The sequence below is a fragment of the Citrobacter rodentium NBRC 105723 = DSM 16636 genome (assembly GCF_021278985.1).
Lineage (GTDB): Bacteria > Pseudomonadota > Gammaproteobacteria > Enterobacterales > Enterobacteriaceae > Citrobacter_A > Citrobacter_A rodentium.
In genome coordinates, this window is record NZ_CP082833.1 from 1,207,136 (window position 1) to 1,225,719 (window position 18,584).

Below are 18,584 nucleotides of genomic sequence, written 5' to 3' on the forward strand. Positions count from 1 at the left end.
TAAAAGTTATATAAAAAGGTGAGTTTAGTTGTTTTAAATATTAAGATTCCTGCCTGGCAAACGTTTGCTTTTACCCTCTGGTCAGCTAAAATGCCCGCTTTTCCACCACGGGATTACCTCTGATGTCTGTTAATGCCCTCGAATCAGAAAATGCGCAACCGGTTGCGCATACTCAAAACAGTGAACTGATTTATCGTCTTGAAGATCGCCCGCCGCTACCGCAAACCCTGTTTGCCGCCTGCCAGCACCTGCTGGCGATGTTCGTTGCGGTGATCACCCCGGCGCTGCTTATCTGTCAGGCGCTGGGATTACCGGCTCAGGATACGCAACATATCATCAGCATGTCGCTGTTCGCGTCCGGCGTGGCCTCCATTATTCAGATTAAAGCATGGGGGCCGGTCGGTTCAGGGCTGCTGTCGATTCAGGGAACCAGCTTTAACTTCGTGGCGCCGTTGATTATGGGCGGCACCGCGCTGAAAACCGGCGGCGCTGACGTTCCTACCATGATGGCGGCGCTGTTCGGCACCCTGATGCTGGCAAGCTGCACCGAGATGGTGATCTCCCGTGTGCTGCATCTGGCGCGCCGCATTATCACGCCGCTGGTCTCGGGCGTGGTGGTGATGATTATCGGCCTGTCGCTGATTCAGGTCGGCCTGACGTCTATTGGCGGCGGTTATGCCGCCATGAGCAATAACACCTTCGGCGCGCCAAAAAACCTCCTGCTGGCGGGCGTGGTGCTGGTGCTGATCATTCTGCTTAACCGTCAACGTAACCCGTACCTGCGCGTCGCCTCGCTGGTTATCGCCATGGCCGCCGGCTATGCGCTGGCGTGGTTTATGGGCATGCTACCGGAGAACAGCGCGCCCGCTTCCCAGGCGCTGATTATGGTGCCGACGCCGCTGTACTACGGTCTGGGCATCGACTGGAATCTGCTGCTGCCGCTGATGCTGGTGTTTATGATCACCTCGCTGGAAACCATCGGCGATATCACCGCAACCTCTGACGTTTCTGAACAACCGGTTTCCGGCCCGCTGTACATGAAACGCCTGAAGGGCGGCGTGCTGGCTAACGGCCTGAACTCTTTTGTCTCCGCCGTGTTTAACACCTTTCCTAACTCCTGCTTTGGGCAAAACAACGGCGTCATTCAGTTGACCGGCGTAGCCAGCCGCTACGTAGGATTTGTCGTGGCGCTGATGCTGATCCTGCTCGGTCTGTTCCCGGCGGTAAGCGGTTTTGTACAGCACATTCCGGAACCGGTGCTCGGCGGCGCCACGCTGGTAATGTTTGGCACTATCGCCGCTTCCGGCGTGCGCATTGTGTCCCGCGAACCGCTGAACCGCCGCGCCATCCTGATTATCGCGCTTTCACTGGCGGTGGGCCTCGGCGTTTCTCAACAGCCGTTGATCCTGCAGTTCGCGCCGGACTGGGTGAAAAACCTGCTCTCTTCCGGCATTGCCGCGGGCGGTATTACCGCTATCTTACTGAACCTGATTTTCCCGCCTGAAAAGCAATAACGCGCCTGCGACGGTAATATTCCTTTACCGTCGCAATCATACTCTTTCACGATTCCTGCCTTGAGGATTGTGCGTAAATCGTGCATAACTCACCTATGTGTATTCGCGGGATGGAAGACCATGAAATTTATTGGAAAGCTGATTCTCTACCTGCTGATCGCCCTGCTGGTGGTGATCCTGGGCCTCTATTTTCTGCTGCAAACCCGCTGGGGAGCGGAACGCGTCAGTAGCTGGATCTCTGAGAACAGCAGTTATCGTCTGGCCTTTGATGCGATGGATCATCGTTTTTCATCACCATCACATGTTCTTCTGGAAAACGTCACCTTTGGCCGCCGCGGCCAGCCCGCGACGCTGGAGGTGAAAAGCGTGGATATTGGCCTCAGCAGCCGTCAGCTTACCGATCCCTTTCATGTCGATACTATCCTGCTGCGGGACGGTACGCTGAACATCTCCCTTCAGACCGCTCCGTTCCCTTTCCAGGCCGACCGTTTGCAGCTTCAGGATATGGCGTTTAACAGTCCGGGCAGCGAGTGGGATCTGAGCGCTCAGCGGGTAAACGGCGGCGTTACCCCCTGGCTTCCGCAGGAAGGCCATGTGCTTGGAAAAAAAGCGCACATTCAACTGAGCGCCGGTTCACTGACGCTGAATGACGTTCCTGCCGCCAACGTTTTAATTGAAGGCAGTATCGACAACGAACAGGTAACGTTAAGCACTATTGGCGCGGACATTGCGCGCGGCGCCTTAACCGGCGTGGCAAAACGCAATACTGACGGCAGCTGGAAGGTGGAAAATCTGCGCCTGAACGATATCCGGCTGCAAAGCGACAAATCTCTCACTGCGTTTTTCGCGCCGCTGACTACCGTTCCCTCTTTGCAAATTGATCGCCTTGAAGTGACCGACGCGCGCCTGCAGGGGCCGGACTGGTCGGTGACCGACCTCGATCTCAGCCTGCGCGACCTGACCTTCAGTAAGGACGACTGGCAGAGCCAGGAAGGAAAACTGTCAATGAACGCCAGCGAATTTATCTACGGTTCGCTGCATTTATACGATCCCATTCTCAATGCGGAGTTCGCGCCTCAGGGCATTGCGTTACGCCAGTTCACCACCCGCTGGGAAGGCGGCATGTTCAGGACCTCCGGCAACTGGACACGCGACGGCAAGGCCCTGATTCTGGATGACGCGGCCCTGGCTGGCGTGGAGTACACCCTGCCGGAAAACTGGAAACAGCAGTGGATGAAACCGCTGCCAGCCTGGCTTAGCAGCGTGACGCTGAAAAAATTCAGCGCCAGCCGCAATCTGATAATCGACATTGACCCGGCGTTCCCCTGGCAGCTGACCGCGCTGGATGCCTATGGCGCTAACCTCGGGCTGGCGCAGGATTATAAGTGGGGGATCTGGAGCGGCAACGCGACCCTGAACGCTGCGGCGGCGACGTTTAACCGCGTCGATGTGCGCCGCCCTTCACTGTCGCTGTCGGCAAACGCCAGCACGGTGAACATCAGCGAACTGAGCGCCTTTACCGGGAAAGGGCTACTGGAAGCCACCGCCAGCGTGTCGCAGTTACCGCAGCGCCAGACGCAGGTCAGCCTGAACGGTCGCGGCGTGCCGGTAAACATACTGCAGCAGTGGGGATGGCCTGCGCTGCCGATCTCCGGTGACGGCAATCTGCAGCTAACCGCCAGCGGCAGCATTCAGGCCGATACGCCGTTAAAGCCTACGGTAAACGGGCGACTGCACGCGGTAAATGCCGATCAACAGCAGGTGACGCAAACCATGCAGGCTGGCGTGGTTTCAGGTGGAGAGGTGAAGTCAACGGAACCGGCACAGTAACCGGGATCGCCCGGAAGCGCTGACGCTTACCGGGCCTGAGGTTATTGCGCATCTGTAGCCGGATAAGCGCAGTTAAGTAGCGCCATCCGGCATTTTAAATCAAAGCGTTATCACGATCTCGCTGCCCTGCGGTTTCACGACGACGCCCAGCTCGCTCCCTTCATGCGTACCGCAATGAATATCGCTCAGCTGCATTATATTGCGCAGGCACAGCGTCCAGTTGCGCGCTTCTCCGCTTCCGGTCACCGTAATCCTGTTGCCGACGCGCTTCGCGTTAAGCGTGAAGATTACCGAACCGTCCGCCGCGGGCACTTCGCAGGTCGCTTCGCGACCATCCTCAAGGTGGAATAGCTGGAAGGCCGTACCTTCGTGCCACGCGTAGTCTGGCTGCTGGTTATTGGCGCCCAGCGCCAGCAGCGTGTTATCACGCACGTAGACCGGCAGGCTCATGAAATCATGCTGCTGTTTATGCCAGCGGCTACCCTGCGCTTCATCGTTGCGCCACAGGTGGGTCCAGCGGCCTTCCGGCAGATAGAACTGAACGTCGCCCGCCTCACTGAACACCGGCGCCACCATCAGCGAATCGCCGAGCATATACTGGCGATCCAGATAATCGCAGGCCGGATCGGCCGGGAATTCCAGCATCATTGCGCGCATCATTGGCGTGCCCCGCTCATTCGCCAGGGCAGCCTGGCGATATAAATAGGGCATCAGGCGGCACTTCTGCTCAGTGAAATAGCGCACCACATCGCAGGATTCATCATCATAGGCCCACGGCACCCGGTAGGATTTGCTGCCGTGCAGACGGCTGTGGCTGGAGAGCAAACCAAACGCGCACCAGCGTTTATAAACGTGCGCCGGCGCGGTATTTTCAAACCCGCCGATATCGTGGCTCCAGAAACCAAAACCGGACAGGCCGATGGATAAGCCGCCGCGCAGGCTTTCCGCCATTGATTCGTAGTTGGCGTAGCAGTCGCCGCCCCAGTGCACCGGAAACTGCTGCGCGCCGACAGAGGCCGAGCGGGCGAACAGCACCGCCTCCTCTTCGCCCACCGTCTCTTTAAGCACGTTCCACACCAGTTCGTTGTAGACGTAAGCGTAATGGTTGTGCATTTTCTGCGGATCGGAACCGTCGAACCATTGCACATCGGTCGGGATACGCTCGCCGAAGTCGGTTTTAAAGCAGTCTACGCCAATGTCCACCAGCGCTTTTAGTTTGCTGGCGTACCATGCGCAGGCTTCCGGATTGGTGAAATCATAAATCGCGAGGCCCGGCTGCCATTTATCCCATTGCCACAGCGAACCGTCCGGGCGCTTTAGCAGGTAACCTTTCTCTTTCAGCTGGTTAAAGATGGGCGACTTCTGACCGATATACGGGTTAATCCACACGCAGACTTTCAGTCCTTTTTCTTTCAGGCGGCGTATCATCCCTTCCGGATCCGGGAAGGTCACCGGGTCCCATTCAAAATCGCACCACTGGAAAGCCTTCATCCAGAAACAGTCGAAGTGGAAAACGTGCAGCGGCAGATTGCGCTCCGCCATGCCGTCGATAAAGCTGTTGACCGTAGCCTCGTCGTAGTTGGTGGTGAACGAAGTGGTCAGCCACAGGCCAAACGACCATGCTGGCGGCAGCGCCGGGCGTCCGGTCAGCTGCGTATAGCGGTTCAGCACCTCTTTCGGCGTCGGGCCATCGATAACGAAGTACTCCAGATACTCGCTTTCCACGCTGAACTGAACTTTCGAGACTTTCTCCGAGCCAACTTCAAACGATACGCACTGTGGATGATTGACCAGCACGCCGTAGCCGCGATTGGTCAGGTAGAAGGGAATATTTTTGTAGGACTGCTCGGTGCTGGTACCGCCGTCACGGTTCCAGGTATCGACCGTCTGGCCGTTGCGCACCAGCGCGGTAAAGCGCTCGCCGAGGCCGTAAACCGTCTCGCCGACGCCGAGATCCAGACGCTCAAACATATAGTTACGCTGAGTACGGGTATCCTGCACATAGCCATTATTCTTCAGCTGGCTACCGGTAATACGCACGCCGTTACGCAAAAAATCCAGCGACCAGAATTCACCTTTGGTTACCCGTACGCTTAAATCGCCGCTTCTCAGCTCGGCAAACGCCTCGTTGTTTTGTATCTCTACCTTCACGTCCTGCAAAACGTTAAGCGGATAATGAGGCCCTTTATCCAGCGCCCCCTGGAAGTGTTCCATGCGCACGCCAATAACGCCTTCCTGCGGCGAGAAGAGGCGCAGAGTAAACAGCGGCGTATCCAGTTGCCAGGTACGCTCACGAACGTCACGCGGCGCGACGTATACCACCAGCTCCTTGTCATGCTGTTCCACGTCAAATACCTGGACGGGATAAATCACATTGAGGCCTGGCTGGATCAGCCAGTTACCGTCGCTAATTTTCATGGTCAGTTCCTTTCGTTCTGAAATTCGTTATGCGTGAATTGTTGCTGATTGCGACGCGCCCCCTGTGCCAGCTGGTCGAGGATCTTTCTCAGGTAAGGCGTTTTCAGGGTGTAATACCGTTTGGCAATCACCGCGCTCAGCAGGTAGCAGAGAGCCGGGACAAGGGTGAATAAGGCGATGATGATACTGATGGTCGCGCTGTTCTGAGCTTTCGCCGCGGCATCGTAACCGCCGCCTGCCAGCATCCAGCCGATGAGCGCCCCGCCGAACGCCAGACCCAGTTTGAGGACGAACAGCGTTCCCGCGAAGCTGATGCCGGTCAGCCGCTTTCCGTTACACCATTCGCCGTAATCGACGGTATCGGACATCATCACCCACTGGATTGGCGTTACCAGCTGGTGCAGAACGCCAATCACAAAGATGAAGCTAAACATGGTAATGCTGGCATGCATAGGTACGAAGAACATCGCCAGGCTGATAACCGCCAGCGCGGCGTTAGTCCACCAGAAGACGCTGACTTTGCATTTCCAGTCGGTAAGCGGTTTCGCCAGCGCGGAGCCAATCAGGTTGCCGACGCAGTAAGTCGTGAGGAAAGCGACAAAGACTTCCGGCGTTCCCATAATCCAGGTAACGTAATACATCATCGCGCCGCCGCGCACACAGACGGCGAGGATGTTGAGAATGGTCAGAAAACCGACGATCCGCCACTGGTCGTTGTGCCAGATATCGCGCAGATCTTCACGCATTGAGGTCGTGGACGGCGGCGCCTCGACACGTTCTTTGGTGGTAAAAAAGCAGAATGCCAGCATCAGGAACGCAACAACGGACAGCACTGCAATCCCGCCCTGGAAACCCAGCGCCTTATCTTCACCGCCAATAAAGTTGACCAGCGGCATCATCAGCACGGTGGAGAGCATTCCCCCGGCGGTGGCCAGCACAAAGCGCCAGGATTGCAGGGAAATACGCTGCGCCGGGTCGTTGGTGATCACGCCGCCCAGCGCGCAATAAGGGATATTCACCACGGTATAGAGCAGGGTCAGCAAGGTGTAGGTGATTGCGGCATAAATCATTTTACCGTTGAGGCTGAGATCCGGCGTGCTGTAGGCCAGTACGCAGACCAGACCAAACGGCAGCGCGCCAAACAGTACCCAGGGACGAAATTTTCCCCAGCGGGAACGGGTGCGGTCGGCCAGAAGCCCCATACAGGGGTCCGAGATAGCATCCAGCACACGCGCCAGTAAGAACATCGTGCCGACAAACCCCGCAGGGATACCAAAAATGTCGGTATAAAAAAACATCATATACAACATGACGTTATCGAAAATGATATGGCTGGCGGCATCGCCCATGCCGTAGCCAATCTTCTCTTTAACGGACAAAACATGATTTTCCATTTCACATCCTCTGGCGCTCATCCGCGCGCTGATACCGGTTACAGTTTTTGTAAACTATCCCGTCAGAGGCGGGTATTGCGATATCTTGTTATCAAATTACGATTCTTGATTTCTGTGATCGTGGTTGCGCCAAAAGGTGTGAGAAAGTGTAACCGACGGATTTTGTGAGGATTTAAAGGAAACTGACTGGGGTAAGCGGAAAGGGAACTTAAAAAAGTCAACGGGGGGATGTGGAAACCTTGAGAAAGTAGCTATAATGCGCCCCGCCTCCATGTAGCAATGCAGGCGCGGAAGATCGTCGTCTCCGGTGAGGCGGCTGGACTTCAAATCCAGTTGGGGCCGCCAGCGGTCCCGGGCAGGTTCGACTCCTGTGATCTTCCGCCAATTAGCTTCTTCTCAATTTCATCATAGCCAAAAAACTCCATATATTACCTGCCATCGCCATCAGTTATATTCTCCTGAGGCCAGCTTATATCTGTCAAAATAAAGTACATTCCGCGGGCATAACATAAGCAGGATTGCAGCGCCGCTAAAGCGGCAAAGCTAAAATACTAACATCTGGTTTATCAAACTAATTGCCCCTGAGCTCCTTTACGCCCGTTTTCTGTTTTCTGGATAGTCTGGCATCCTGTGTCTGGGTTTCCTGAGTAACCGCTTTCTTTTTTCTGCTTGCGATCACCGGAATGGGTTGCGCAGCAAGAGATTTATCGGCAGTGGATGCAGGCATTGCGGCAATAATTTTATCAACATAGCTCAGACCGTCCTTTCCTTCCGCTTTGAACCCCCGGGTAAAGTTTCCACTATAGTAGCAAGAGTAGGAGGCAAGCTGAGCATCCCGCTCAGAGCGATATTGCAACGATGCGCGCTGGAAACAGTCGTTATAAATAGCGGCAGCGATACGTAAATTATCGCAGGGGTCGAAAACTGAATCGAATGTCAGATTATATTTTGCCAGATTGTGCAAATTTATCTGCGCAATACCCATTGAGAAATTCCAGCCCTCTTTGTGGAGCATATTGGCGGTAGCAAGAGCCTCGTCTTTATTACCGGGCTGCCTTGCCAGATAGCCATCTACTACCCCAATGGCATAAGGATTATGGCCGGACTCAACTTTAGAAATCGTTAACAGAATCTCCGGTGGAAAATTGGGGGCGCACTGTGAAGCCAAAAGAAGAACATCAAGCATATACCAACACCCTGTCTGTATATCTTATAGAATCATTAATCCCGGAAGGGATTTTGGGACAGAGATTTAGCTTACTTAATCATCTGCGAGGATAAATGTCATCTCTTTACCGGGCCATGGAATATTGGCAGCGCTATTGGGATCAAGTTTATAAGCTGCACCATAACCATAGCCGTATAGCTTGCCATCGAACGTCCAGTAATAAAGATGCTCCTTACCGCCGCCAAATCCCTCTATAACGCCATGGGTTGGCGTTCGCAATGTTGGCCGGTGACCATAGATATCGGGAAATGCCGATCCGTTTGTTAACCCCCAGGTGTAAAAATCCCCGGATTTAGTTAACGCCGCAGACCCGACGTAACGGCCATAAAGGATGGCGACATTATCCAGAATTTTACGTGCGACAGCGCTGTTATATTTACTGTCCGTTGAACCGTTATCCGTCAGGCCAATTGATGCTCCAAGGCCCCAGCCCCATACCGATCCATCTTTAAGAAGCACTTCACTCCAGCGGTTGCCGCCCGTAATATCGATAACATCATGCGCATTAATTCCAGGTGCGAATTCGCGGGGCTTGCTGATGTACTCATGACGGCCATCACAGCGTGTTGGGTTGTACAGCGTAACCATCGGCCCCAGTTCACAGGTTTCATTATCACCCCAGCCCATAAATTTCCCTGATTCGGTCACAACAAAAGCGCTTTCATAGTGGGCAGTGAGCAGACGGGCCTTTTCCCCTGCGAGATCAACCTTATGCACTACCTGCGGTTTCGTATAAAAAGCTGAATAGCGATGGAGCGTACCATCGCCACGCTGACCATAGAGACCATCGCCCCAGGTATAGACATCGCCATCGGCGCTTAGCGCCGCAGAGAAATATTCACCGGCGGAAATTTTGATAATTTTTTTGCCTTCAATAACCTTACAGGGCGTCGAGATATATACAATGCCACACCCGGTTTCACCATAGCCGCTTTGCCCCCATCCCCAGACATCGCCGTTTTCATCCAGAGCAATGATGTGATAGATGCCCGAGGCCAGCGCAATAATTTTAATATTGTTATCACTGAAGATTTTTACTTTTGCTGGCGCAGAGCGCTGATTAACGACCATGACCCCATTACCCTGCTGACCTGAGCCGCGAAACCCCCAGACCCAAACTTCACCATTATGTATCGCCAGGCCCGTATCGACCACCGAACCGGTGGGCAAGAAATTACCCGCAGATTTTGACTCCAGTTTTGTCTCTCCGGTTATAGAACCCGGCATAATGGAATCACCGGCATATAACGCGGAGGTAAAAACAATGCTGGTCATGGCAATTAAACGACAGCTGTGCGTTATTAAATGTTTTTTTAATCTCATATCTCACCTGTAAATGATATCAGCTAAGCGGTACGTTTTCCTCGCTTTCAGTAACCGGAAAATCCACGCCATTTTGACTGTCCTGAATATAAAATCCCGTTTCAACGCCAATAATCGAAACCAGGGTTTCAATAAGCGATGAATAGTTAGTTGCGGTATGGGTATATTGCTTCTGATCGGTAGTATCATCACCTCTGGCGCAATATTTACCCCAGAACGCCATTCGTGATTCATTATTATTATCGTTAATGGAAACGTAATGAATTTCCACCGTGTTGGCAACCACGCCTGTTTTTCCAGATGCGAAAAGTCCTTCATCCTTTAACCCCGCTTTTATAACGTCACACATTCCGCGAGAGTGAAACTGGTCGGCGACAATGGCCGGGTCGATCTCATCTTCACCATCAGAAATCACGATAATCACTTTTTTCGGGTTGGTGCCGGCAGCAACAACGGGGACCGATCGCAAGAGGCCTATCGTACTGTCGGTGCCGCCACCGGCGGACATACCTGCAAAATCAGAGATCAGTCTGGTTTTCTCTTCGCTGGAGGTAGTTAGTGGAATAAGAAACGCCTGCGCCCGGGCACTGGTGAAAGTCGCAGCCATCTGTTCTTCCGCCTGGCTTTGCGAGAGCCTGGGGCTTACTGTACGCAAAGGGGTGGCTGACTGGCACATACCGGTAAATGCCCGATATTCATACATATTCGGCGCCCACGGCTGAATAAACTCCTGAATGGCCTCAGTGCCGAAAAGATTGTCATACTTCAGAGTGCTGGCGTAATCAATGGTTAAGCTATTGGCAATAGAAGAACGCTCCTCCGTCGGCGCAGCACGCATGGTATCCAGTAGCGCCGTCACATTATCGTACTGCTCCTCGATTTTTAATTTATTGGCGGGGGTAAAAATACTTTCCGCAGACTGTGCTTCGCAACTATGCGTATAAAGCCCCATAGGAGCTGCGGCACTGGAGTTCAGAGTACACCAGCCGCGATCTTCTAAATCCCCCATATCTTCATTCAATGCCTTACCCACAATGAATCGATAATAAAAATAGCGGCCCCGGTCTAAATTATAAAAAATAGAGTTTTTACTATTATTAAATAATGGATATTGTTTCTGGCTGATATTCTTATTAGCCCAGAAATTATAATCTATTTTATCTGGAGCATATTGCGGTTTCGGCACATACAGTGCCGAACAGCCTACCAGCTCACCACCGCCTTCATTTTCCTTATTTGCATAAGATGAGGTTGTATTAACGGAATCTTTTATCCTGAACGGAACGCCAATATCAAAAGGAACAATAGCGAACTGCGAGTCTGGATTTTTATTGCCAGAAATGACCTCGCGTACGACCTGCTTAAGCATGGCGAGACGTGTTGTTACCCTTCCCTGATCGATATAAGACGAATTCATGCTGTCTGAAAAATCGACAACAAAAACATAATCAGCAGGATCTGAAATTACGGTAACAAATTTTCTGGCGTTACCACTGTTATTGTCAAAGTTACCTACGGTTACGCTACGATCAAACGCAGAGAAACCTAAATGACCTAAAGGTAATAGCGTTGGCAGGGTTGCGGAGATGGCGATCTTATAATCAATATAACCTTTTTCAATAGTGCGATCGAAAGAGGTTACAACCACCTTTAGCTGCTCAGCCTGATTATTCGGCAGATAATAATTGACGAAATCTTTTGCAATCTGTTTATTATTATCAATAGCAACACTATCCACAAGTCTGTTATCCACTGCCGATATGGCTAATATAGCTTCACTGGATGCATCGGCAAGACGAGCCTTTCTGTTAATCATCAGTGCGCCGTCTAAGGCAAGCGCAACCATTGCCAGAAGCGCAGGAAAAATAATCGCGTAGACAATCGTGATAGCGCCATTTTCTGAAGATAATGTGGAAGGTAATTTTATCATAAAATTATCACTTAGCAGAAAAAGTTGCTCCATAGCCGGAGAGTTGTTAATTACGAGATATTGCTACGTCGGTGGCAAAAACGCTGGGTAATTTTTGGCTACGGCCGTTCATTAATGTCATGAATAAGCTACTAGTATCCGGAATACAAACACGAACGCGATAAATCGGCACCCACCTTTCGGTACTGGCAGCATAAGGGGATAATTTTTGCCACTGCACATCATTCGCAGCCACATTGTTCGGCTGACATTTGCCGTTTCCGGCATTGAAAGTAAGCGTACTGGCGGTAACGCTGGCGCTCTGACCTTCCTGTGTCGGCGTCAGATAAAGCGCATCTATAGTAAGATTGATATCCGCTTCCTTTTGCAAGTTTTTCCCTATTTCCAATAGCTCATCAACCTCTTCCTGAGTAAGCGTTTCATTGGCCTGATAAAGCGCTCTTCTTTCTCTGACCAGAGAGGCCAGCGTGTGGCTGGTTCTTTCCAGACGGCCCTGTTTAACGATTGCCATACCGAAATCCGTTACTAAATACATAATAAGAATAAAAATAAGCATGACAAATGAAAACTCAATGGATACGGAACCATCCTCATTCTTATTAGCAACAAAGTTTAAATTATTAAACTCAGGTTTTATTCCTTTGATATTCCTGTACATAAATTGTAGTCCGCTGTAGATATGACTCTGTTATTAAATCTGGAACAAATGGGACGATAGAGGAATATGCATAACCAACATGATACACAGCGAGTGGTTTTTGCTCATAACTTTGGCTGTCGCAATTATCTGTAATAATATCATTAAGCGTATCGCAATATTTAACACTGATAGTGAGGTTAGTATCTTTAGTTAACGATGGCCATAAAGGGACATCATTTTGCAATTTTTCGCGGAAAATTCTTTCATAATCCTTATCACTAATTTTCGCAACCGCCGCATAGCGACTGGCCTCAGCAGTGGCAAGGTTAAGCGCAGATGAGATATAGGTGACCCGACATAATTCGAATAACAGGAAAATCATAAACATAAGAGGAAAAAAAACCAGGGCCAGTTCCACTGCAACCGCCCCCCGCTCATCACCGGCTCCAGCGAATAGCTTTCGCCGGAAAACCGTTATCACGCATGAATAATGGCACATAGGATAAACTCATCAACTTTTAACGCTAAGCCCGGCATGCTTTATATAAAATTAAGTATCACCGGAGCGGTTACGATAAAATACCCCATAGAAATCGCTATGCCATAAGGCACCGTCGTTTTCTTCCTTTTTACTATACAAATATATATAACAGGTATAACGACCAGCAGGCCACATAGCGCTGTGGTTGTAATGAATCTTAAAATATCCTCACTGGATAAGGAAAATGACAGCGCAACAAGTAATTTCACATCCCCTGCGCCAACAAGGGAAAATGAACTCAATAAAAAACCGACCAGTAAGATTACACACGGAAAAATAATTGATGGTATGCCATATTGAATAATCCCGGAAACTAATGACACAATGAGTATAAGTACCACAGTCTTGTTTTTTATTTTCCTGTAAAATAAATCAGTATAACAAACGCGGAGCAACAAGACGTAGCAGATGAAATAAGTGATTATAATGTAGTCCTCAATATATAAGCAGAGAATATTATTTCTTTTTTCTTTTATTTTTCTTGCGCACGGGCTTTGAGGTCCCTTTCCCACTTTTTGCAGGCGGCATAGCGGGAGTATTGACTTCCGTCATTTTTACTTCTGTTAACGCAGGAGTCATAGCCTGTCCTTGTGGATCCTCTGACGTGTTTATAGCCACTTCCTGCGTAACGGTTGTCTTAACGCTTTCTTGCTGTTCAATAGCAAAAAATTTATTCAAATTGCTAAAATAGAAGATGATCCTTTCACGTATTTTTTCTGCTCGATCGTAAAGTATGGGGTTCAGGGAAATAGATCCGCAAAGGATATCGGCAGTGACCAGTTCAATGGCGCTACGCCACTGTTCGTCCTGTGGTTTAAGACCTGTACCGACAGATTCAGGAGTGAGCAGTATTTCTAATTCGGCTAATAAGTCACGATAGTAAGAACATTGTTGTGCAATAAGTTCATCCCGGTTATCTAAAACAGGTGTTGCGGAAATATAGCCACAATTGATATCGGCAGCACATAAGTTTACTACAAGTCTTTCTTTTAAAATTAAGTCCATAAGTTATACCTTTACTTATTTATAGCAGTCGCATTACAAATTTCAGATATCTCAGATGATAGTTGACGTATTAGCCAGAATTGTTGACCTAAAGGTTCCTCAGCCGAAGTGACTAAGGTAAGGACCAGTTCAGCTTTAATATTCTGGACGACAAAGATAAGAATATTGCTTTTTTCGCCTTCTAGGGTAAGCAAACGTTGCGCACCAGAGCGGATTTCTTTAAACATGGCAACGCCAATGGATAGAAGTGAGCTGGTCATCGCAGCAAGACGTCGCATACTTGCCCGATCCTGCTCTTCCAGTACTGCAGCAACCTCAAAACCGTCTACAGTTGCCAACAGCATATTCGTTAATCCTGGATGTTCTTTCGCGAATTTTTCAAGAACGCGCTGTATTTCAACAGCCTGTTCAGCTGTGAGCCCGGAAAGATTATTGATTATCCATGCTTCAGATGATGCCATAATCATATTGCCCCTTGATGATTAATAATAGACCTCTCAAGTTGACGCGACATTATTCGCAGCAACAGCAGTACACTTGTCGGATTACGTGCATCAACAGTGATGACAGAGAGCGAGAGACCCATATCCCGTAATAGTTGTTCATAACTATTTTTATCCGGGTAAGGGGCTATGTCTGTTTTGACAATTCCTACTATGGCGACTGAATTTCCTTTGTCAAACAGAGGTTGAAATGTATTCAGATAGCTTCTGATTTCACCCAACGGGTCGGGGCGACTATTATCCGCTAAAAAGATTATCCCGACAGTGCCTTTACCTAAAATATCCCACATAAAGGAGAAACGCTCCTGACCAGGGGTGCCATAGAGACGTAATATATTGTCCTGACCAAGAAGCGTGACTTCTCCATAATCTAACCCTACCGTTGTGACTTCTTTGTTATAGTTAGCCCGATCAGAGTTAGTTACATCAGTGGTAACCGTGCTGATCTCACTAACGCTGGTAATGGCCGTCGTCTTTCCTGAGCCACTACATCCGACAAACATAACTTTAAAGTCTCTCATTTTCGGGTAGATCCTTTATATAATTGTCTGAATAGCGAAGAGAAAATACCAGGCTTTCTCTTCCCCTTTGAATTAACAGATACTGCATTGGTATGCTCACGCAACGAGATATCTCCTGCAGCATCGTCATATAAAGGTCTCTCAGACGATACGCTTAAAGCATGATCATAAGCGTCAGGCACTGATATGGCGGGCGGCTCTGGATACAACGCCACGTCCGGTATCTCTTCCTGCGCCACTGAGGCTGTGAACTGAGGCAGCCTGTCAGGGCTGCCTCCGGTCTCAGATTCCGTAAGCGTTCATATACTGTTGATAGTCGTTTCGAAATCATGTGCTTTACGGCGCGCTAAAGCCAGGTTAGCGCGTTTAGAATCAAGCACCAGATAAATAAAAGCCCCCTCAACCGCTTGTACCGGACGAATAATGTGATACTGCTTACCTAAGGTAATCAGTATGTCGTCAATACGATCGTTGAGAGCCAGTAACTTCATTGTTTTCATTTTGGCACGCAGAACATCGGTATTGCCCGCAGCAGCGATTTCAATGTCCACACCTGAACCACAGGAGGCTAAAATCATTCCATTATTACTATCGACGACGGCGGCACACAGGGATCCATCCACATCCAGTAACGTTTGAATTTCTTCGCTTAAATTAGCCATGTTATTTATTACTCCTTATGTTGTGTTGTTAAGAAAAATATAAAATTTTCAGAGCGATTCTATCGTTGCATCGAAATCATTGACTTTACGTCTTGCAAGGGCAAGGTTGGCATTTTTGGTATCCAGAACTAAATAGATAAATGCCCCGTCAACAGACTGCAGGGGTCTGATAATATGATATTGTTTACCCAGCGTAATTAAGATGTCATCAATCTTATCGTTAAGTTTTAACAGATCGATGGTTTTCATCTTTGCACGCACAACATCAGTATTTCCGGCTGCGGCGATCTCAATATCAATTCCCGCCCCGGCATTGGCCATAACCATGCCATTTTTACTGTCTACCACTGCGGCACATAAAGCGCCCTCAATATCTAAAAGCTCTGCAATTTTGTCATCTAAATTTGCCATCTGGAACTCCTCGTTATAAACATAAAAAATCGTTAATTATTACTATGAGACGTGTAGCTCATGTAATACATCAACAACACTGGAAAGTAGTTGGTTATCAATAGACAGGCCGCTGACATGCACATGGAGAACCTGTGTCCATGGGGCTGTCCCTGGTGTATAGCAATTCACTATCACATGGACTTCAGAATTTAGGCAGGCCTCCTCATCAACAGAAGATTGAATAATATACTTATCGCCAATTTTAAAAGGTTTGGTCCCAGGACTGACGGTCTCTGTCAACACGATGGGAGCGAAAACTTTAAGTAACGAAGCGTCAATGAGCGATTTGTTCGCGTTGAGAACCGTAACAGGTAGAGCGAGTGTTTCATCAAGCGAACCATCAAAATTTATCTCAGGCTTAGAGGAATACGCTTTAATCATGCCATCTGCGCCTACTGCGATAAACTGGGTTTCTTCCGGTGCCTTAACTAAAACGCCTCTGTATTCGTAAATTATCATATACTAACCTACATTAAGAGTGATTATAGAAAATCAAAGACAAGACGTTCATGTACACTGTCGGGTAGTCTGAATATTTTGACTTTAATACTCCTGTTAAATGCAATAGTCATAATAAGAGAATTCAGTTCACTTTTTTCAATATTGATACTTTTAATATCCCGATGCCGTATGCCGATGTGCTTGTAAATAGATGAAATTTTGTTCTTAAATTCATCATCGAATGCAATATTAGTCAGAACAACCTGGAAAGTTGAACTTGTATTCTCTTTCATTGGCCAGTAATCAATTTTTTCGCGTGATACCAGCGTTAAACGTGAATATCCGGCATGAGTACCAAAACGTACGCTGTCGACTTTATTCAGTGTTCCGGCCTTATGTTCACTTGCTGTCAGCACAGGTTGTTTATTATCCTGTACAAGCAAAGCTGACGCTTTTTTATTATCGACATATTGACTGTTGGCAACCTGGGGCTTCTCTTCAGAGGCCGATGCCTTTGTTGGTTGCGGTTTCATCGGCGTGAGTGCGCTGATTTTTTTATCCGTATCCGGACCTTTTATCTGTTTCTCATTCTGAATATCGGTAACAGCGATCGGTTTAACATTAGCTATGGTCGTCATTAGCTCTGTAATTAAAACTTCAGGATGATCGTCCAGACCGTTTGTCAGGATAACATTACTGGCTTCTTCATATTTTTTCATTTTCACCAGCACAAAGGCCAGGTTATGTAAAATAGACTTTGTTGTATGACCCCGGGTATACAGCGGCATCAGATAGTTATAAGCCTGTTCATAATTTTCTTGTAAAATCATCAACATCGCCAAGTTATTCATAACCTGCTCTTCCGGAACAAAGAGCTCACGCGCATGACTAAATGATTGATAAGCCGCATCAAGTTCGCCATTTCGTGCCTGAAGGATGCCAAGAATATTATAAGCCTCGCCATTTTTTGCATTTAAAGAGAGGGCTGACAGTAACGCCTTTCTCGCGAGAGTATCTTTGCCCATCGCCATTAAATTTTTGCCTTGCAGAAGATAGACTTTATCATCCGGGCTTTTTTCCAGCAGCGGCGCAAGATAGTGTAACGAAGAGTCAAAATCATTCACCAGATTATAATATTCTGCCAGTTTAAATCTGACTACCGGATCTTCTTTTCGGCTCAATTTCTCGCGATAAAGCTTTAACAGTCCCTGGTAATTATTTACCTTAGTGAATATATATTCTTGCTGCTGTTCATCTATCTCTTTACCACTATAGGAATGTGCTGCACAGCCGCTAATAATGGAAGTAATAATAGTAATAGTTAAAAAGATTATTGGCCTGACCATAATGCGACAATCCTTATCACGCCGGGACCGGCGACAAGCACTAAAATGGGAAACATAATACATATAATCATCGGCAGCGACATTTTTGCAGCAAGACTGGAAATCTTTTCATCAATCGCCAAAAGCTGCATCTCGCGAATTTCCCTGGATAAATCCAGCAGCAAAAGATAGATGGAAGAACCAAACTTAATGCTCTGCTGTAAGGTCGATGCCAGCATACGTATCTCCTGGCTCGGAACTTCGTTATACAAGAGGTCGAGAGCTTCAGACATACCGCTGACCTCCATTTTCATAATTGTTCGCGCCAGCAGGACAGAGATATCGGGATTAATTGTTTCTGTATTTTCGGCAAGATAGCGAATTGTATTTTCAATTGTCATACCAGACTGAACGCAGATCGCCATTATATCGATGATATAAGGCAGATCGTTACAAATTCTCCTTACGCGGGAATCTATGATCATTTTTTTAATTTTTCCGGGCAGTAAAATAACCAGTAAGAGTGAAACCAGTAACACACATGCCATAACGGTGGCGGAGAGTGTTAAAATATCAAACTTTTCGAGCAACTGAAGTACAATAGCGATAAAGATAACCACAGCAGCTTTCAATGCAATATTCTTATCGAGCATTGAGGCAATCACGATCCCTTTACCGTTTCTGCGCAGTAATTTTTCAGTTGATGTTTCTCCGGCAATGATATCTTCGGTTTCCGGTACAGGCTGTTCGGCGATATTAATCCTTTCTCTAAATGCTTTTATTCTTTTTCTCTGATAAAGGAAACTGCTAATACCTGCGGTTCCTGTGAACAGGAGTAGTAACATATAATAACTCA

The 18,584-nt window shown here is 48.5% G+C and carries 18 protein-coding genes and 1 tRNA gene; 3 read left to right on the forward strand and 16 right to left on the reverse strand.

Going from position 1 to position 18,584, the window contains the following annotated elements; all coding sequences use genetic code 11:
- The first annotated feature begins 122 nt into the window (after window positions 1-122).
- Both xanP and K7R23_RS05685 read left to right on the forward strand, forming a co-directional pair.
- Window positions 123-1,514: a xanthine/proton symporter XanP gene (gene xanP / locus K7R23_RS05680; RefSeq protein WP_012908108.1), complete on the forward strand. Its 1,392-nt coding sequence runs from the start codon at window positions 123-125 to the stop codon at window positions 1,512-1,514.
- A 120-nt stretch (window positions 1,515-1,634) separates the two neighbouring features.
- Entirely contained in the window at window positions 1,635-3,344 is a 1,710-nt protein-coding gene (locus tag K7R23_RS05685; RefSeq protein ID WP_012908107.1) for an AsmA family protein, read from the forward strand.
- Window positions 3,345-3,443: 99 nt separating this feature from the next.
- On the opposite strand, the gene yicI is transcribed toward K7R23_RS05685, so the two are convergent.
- Together yicI and K7R23_RS05695 are read right to left on the reverse strand one after the other, a co-directional pair.
- Window positions 3,444-5,762: an alpha-xylosidase gene (gene yicI, locus K7R23_RS05690; protein ID WP_012908106.1), complete on the reverse strand. Its 2,319-nt coding sequence runs from the start codon at window positions 5,760-5,762 to the stop codon at window positions 3,444-3,446.
- Window positions 5,763-5,764: 2 nt separating this feature from the next.
- Window positions 5,765-7,156: a glycoside-pentoside-hexuronide family transporter gene (locus K7R23_RS05695; RefSeq protein ID WP_012908105.1), complete on the reverse strand. Its 1,392-nt coding sequence runs from the start codon at window positions 7,154-7,156 to the stop codon at window positions 5,765-5,767.
- A gap of 289 nt (window positions 7,157-7,445) precedes the next feature.
- Here K7R23_RS05695 and K7R23_RS05700 point away from each other — a divergent pair.
- A tRNA-Sec gene (locus K7R23_RS05700) sits at window positions 7,446-7,540 on the forward strand.
- Window positions 7,541-7,727: 187 nt separating this feature from the next.
- Here the strand turns inward: K7R23_RS05700 and K7R23_RS05705 are convergent.
- From K7R23_RS05705 to K7R23_RS05770, 14 genes are all read right to left on the reverse strand, one after another.
- Entirely contained in the window at window positions 7,728-8,342 is a 615-nt protein-coding gene (locus tag K7R23_RS05705) for a lytic transglycosylase domain-containing protein (protein ID WP_024133007.1), read from the reverse strand.
- 75 nt (window positions 8,343-8,417) lie between these two features.
- Window positions 8,418-9,707, reverse strand: a complete 1,290-nt coding sequence (locus K7R23_RS05710; protein ID WP_012908104.1) for an RCC1 domain-containing protein — start codon at window positions 9,705-9,707, stop codon at window positions 8,418-8,420.
- Between the two features lie 19 nt (window positions 9,708-9,726).
- Window positions 9,727-11,670, reverse strand: coding sequence for a vWA domain-containing protein (locus K7R23_RS05715; RefSeq protein ID WP_012908103.1), 1,944 nt, complete (start codon window positions 11,668-11,670; stop codon window positions 9,727-9,729).
- 13 nt (window positions 11,671-11,683) lie between these two features.
- Complete coding sequence (tadF, locus tag K7R23_RS05720) at window positions 11,684-12,295, reverse strand: tight adherence pilus pseudopilin TadF (RefSeq protein ID WP_012908102.1); 612 nt, start codon at window positions 12,293-12,295, stop codon at window positions 11,684-11,686.
- Complete coding sequence (locus K7R23_RS05725; RefSeq protein WP_232796111.1) at window positions 12,264-12,758, reverse strand: TadE/TadG family type IV pilus assembly protein; 495 nt, start codon at window positions 12,756-12,758, stop codon at window positions 12,264-12,266. Before K7R23_RS05725 ends, tadF begins: the two co-directional genes overlap by 32 nt.
- 59 nt (window positions 12,759-12,817) lie before the next feature.
- Complete coding sequence (locus K7R23_RS05730) at window positions 12,818-13,330, reverse strand: A24 family peptidase (protein WP_071820625.1); 513 nt, start codon at window positions 13,328-13,330, stop codon at window positions 12,818-12,820.
- Window positions 13,275-13,823: a hypothetical protein gene (locus tag K7R23_RS05735; protein WP_012908099.1), complete on the reverse strand. Its 549-nt coding sequence runs from the start codon at window positions 13,821-13,823 to the stop codon at window positions 13,275-13,277. The genes K7R23_RS05730 and K7R23_RS05735 overlap by 56 nt, the downstream gene beginning before the upstream one ends.
- A gap of 11 nt (window positions 13,824-13,834) precedes the next feature.
- A complete protein-coding gene (locus K7R23_RS05740) occupies window positions 13,835-14,284 on the reverse strand; it encodes a roadblock/LC7 domain-containing protein (RefSeq protein ID WP_158304847.1) in 450 nt (149 codons plus the stop codon).
- A 2-nt stretch (window positions 14,285-14,286) separates the two neighbouring features.
- On the reverse strand, window positions 14,287-14,847 hold the full coding sequence (locus K7R23_RS05745) for a GTP-binding protein (protein ID WP_012908097.1): 561 nt from the start codon (window positions 14,845-14,847) through the stop codon (window positions 14,287-14,289).
- A gap of 299 nt (window positions 14,848-15,146) precedes the next feature.
- Window positions 15,147-15,509, reverse strand: a complete 363-nt coding sequence (locus K7R23_RS05750; protein ID WP_012908095.1) for a hypothetical protein — start codon at window positions 15,507-15,509, stop codon at window positions 15,147-15,149.
- A gap of 48 nt (window positions 15,510-15,557) precedes the next feature.
- Entirely contained in the window at window positions 15,558-15,920 is a 363-nt protein-coding gene (locus tag K7R23_RS05755; protein WP_012908094.1) for a hypothetical protein, read from the reverse strand.
- 42 nt (window positions 15,921-15,962) lie between these two features.
- A complete protein-coding gene (locus K7R23_RS05760; protein WP_012908093.1) occupies window positions 15,963-16,421 on the reverse strand; it encodes a hypothetical protein in 459 nt (152 codons plus the stop codon).
- A gap of 23 nt (window positions 16,422-16,444) precedes the next feature.
- Entirely contained in the window at window positions 16,445-17,749 is a 1,305-nt protein-coding gene (locus tag K7R23_RS05765; RefSeq protein ID WP_012908092.1) for a tetratricopeptide repeat protein, read from the reverse strand.
- Complete coding sequence (locus tag K7R23_RS05770; RefSeq protein WP_158304846.1) at window positions 17,734-18,573, reverse strand: type II secretion system F family protein; 840 nt, start codon at window positions 18,571-18,573, stop codon at window positions 17,734-17,736. Before K7R23_RS05770 ends, K7R23_RS05765 begins: the two co-directional genes overlap by 16 nt.
- Window positions 18,574-18,584: the final 11 nt, after the last annotated feature.

What these genes read in the sequence shown, in the direction of transcription:
- K7R23_RS05745 (WP_012908097.1), bottom strand. Translation starts at nt 14,847, where the DNA reads ATGAGAGACTTTAAAGTTATGTTTGTCGGATGTAGTGGCTCAGGAAAG.
- K7R23_RS05760 (WP_012908093.1), bottom strand. Translation starts at nt 16,421, where the DNA reads ATGATAATTTACGAATACAGAGGCGTTTTAGTTAAGGCACCGGAAGAA.
- yicI (WP_012908106.1), bottom strand. Translation starts at nt 5,762, where the DNA reads ATGAAAATTAGCGACGGTAACTGGCTGATCCAGCCAGGCCTCAATGTG.
- xanP (WP_012908108.1), top strand. Translation starts at nt 123, where the DNA reads ATGTCTGTTAATGCCCTCGAATCAGAAAATGCGCAACCGGTTGCGCAT.
- tadF (WP_012908102.1), bottom strand. Translation starts at nt 12,295, where the DNA reads ATGTACAGGAATATCAAAGGAATAAAACCTGAGTTTAATAATTTAAAC.
- K7R23_RS05770 (WP_158304846.1), bottom strand. Translation starts at nt 18,573, where the DNA reads ATGTTACTACTCCTGTTCACAGGAACCGCAGGTATTAGCAGTTTCCTT.
- K7R23_RS05685 (WP_012908107.1), top strand. Translation starts at nt 1,635, where the DNA reads ATGAAATTTATTGGAAAGCTGATTCTCTACCTGCTGATCGCCCTGCTG.
- K7R23_RS05755 (WP_012908094.1), bottom strand. Translation starts at nt 15,920, where the DNA reads ATGGCAAATTTAGATGACAAAATTGCAGAGCTTTTAGATATTGAGGGC.
- K7R23_RS05710 (WP_012908104.1), bottom strand. Translation starts at nt 9,707, where the DNA reads ATGAGATTAAAAAAACATTTAATAACGCACAGCTGTCGTTTAATTGCC.
- K7R23_RS05735 (WP_012908099.1), bottom strand. Translation starts at nt 13,823, where the DNA reads ATGGACTTAATTTTAAAAGAAAGACTTGTAGTAAACTTATGTGCTGCC.
- K7R23_RS05765 (WP_012908092.1), bottom strand. Translation starts at nt 17,749, where the DNA reads ATGGTCAGGCCAATAATCTTTTTAACTATTACTATTATTACTTCCATT.
- K7R23_RS05740 (WP_158304847.1), bottom strand. Translation starts at nt 14,284, where the DNA reads ATGGCATCATCTGAAGCATGGATAATCAATAATCTTTCCGGGCTCACA.
- K7R23_RS05695 (WP_012908105.1), bottom strand. Translation starts at nt 7,156, where the DNA reads ATGGAAAATCATGTTTTGTCCGTTAAAGAGAAGATTGGCTACGGCATG.
- K7R23_RS05750 (WP_012908095.1), bottom strand. Translation starts at nt 15,509, where the DNA reads ATGGCTAATTTAAGCGAAGAAATTCAAACGTTACTGGATGTGGATGGA.
- K7R23_RS05705 (WP_024133007.1), bottom strand. Translation starts at nt 8,342, where the DNA reads ATGCTTGATGTTCTTCTTTTGGCTTCACAGTGCGCCCCCAATTTTCCA.
- K7R23_RS05715 (WP_012908103.1), bottom strand. Translation starts at nt 11,670, where the DNA reads ATGGAGCAACTTTTTCTGCTAAGTGATAATTTTATGATAAAATTACCT.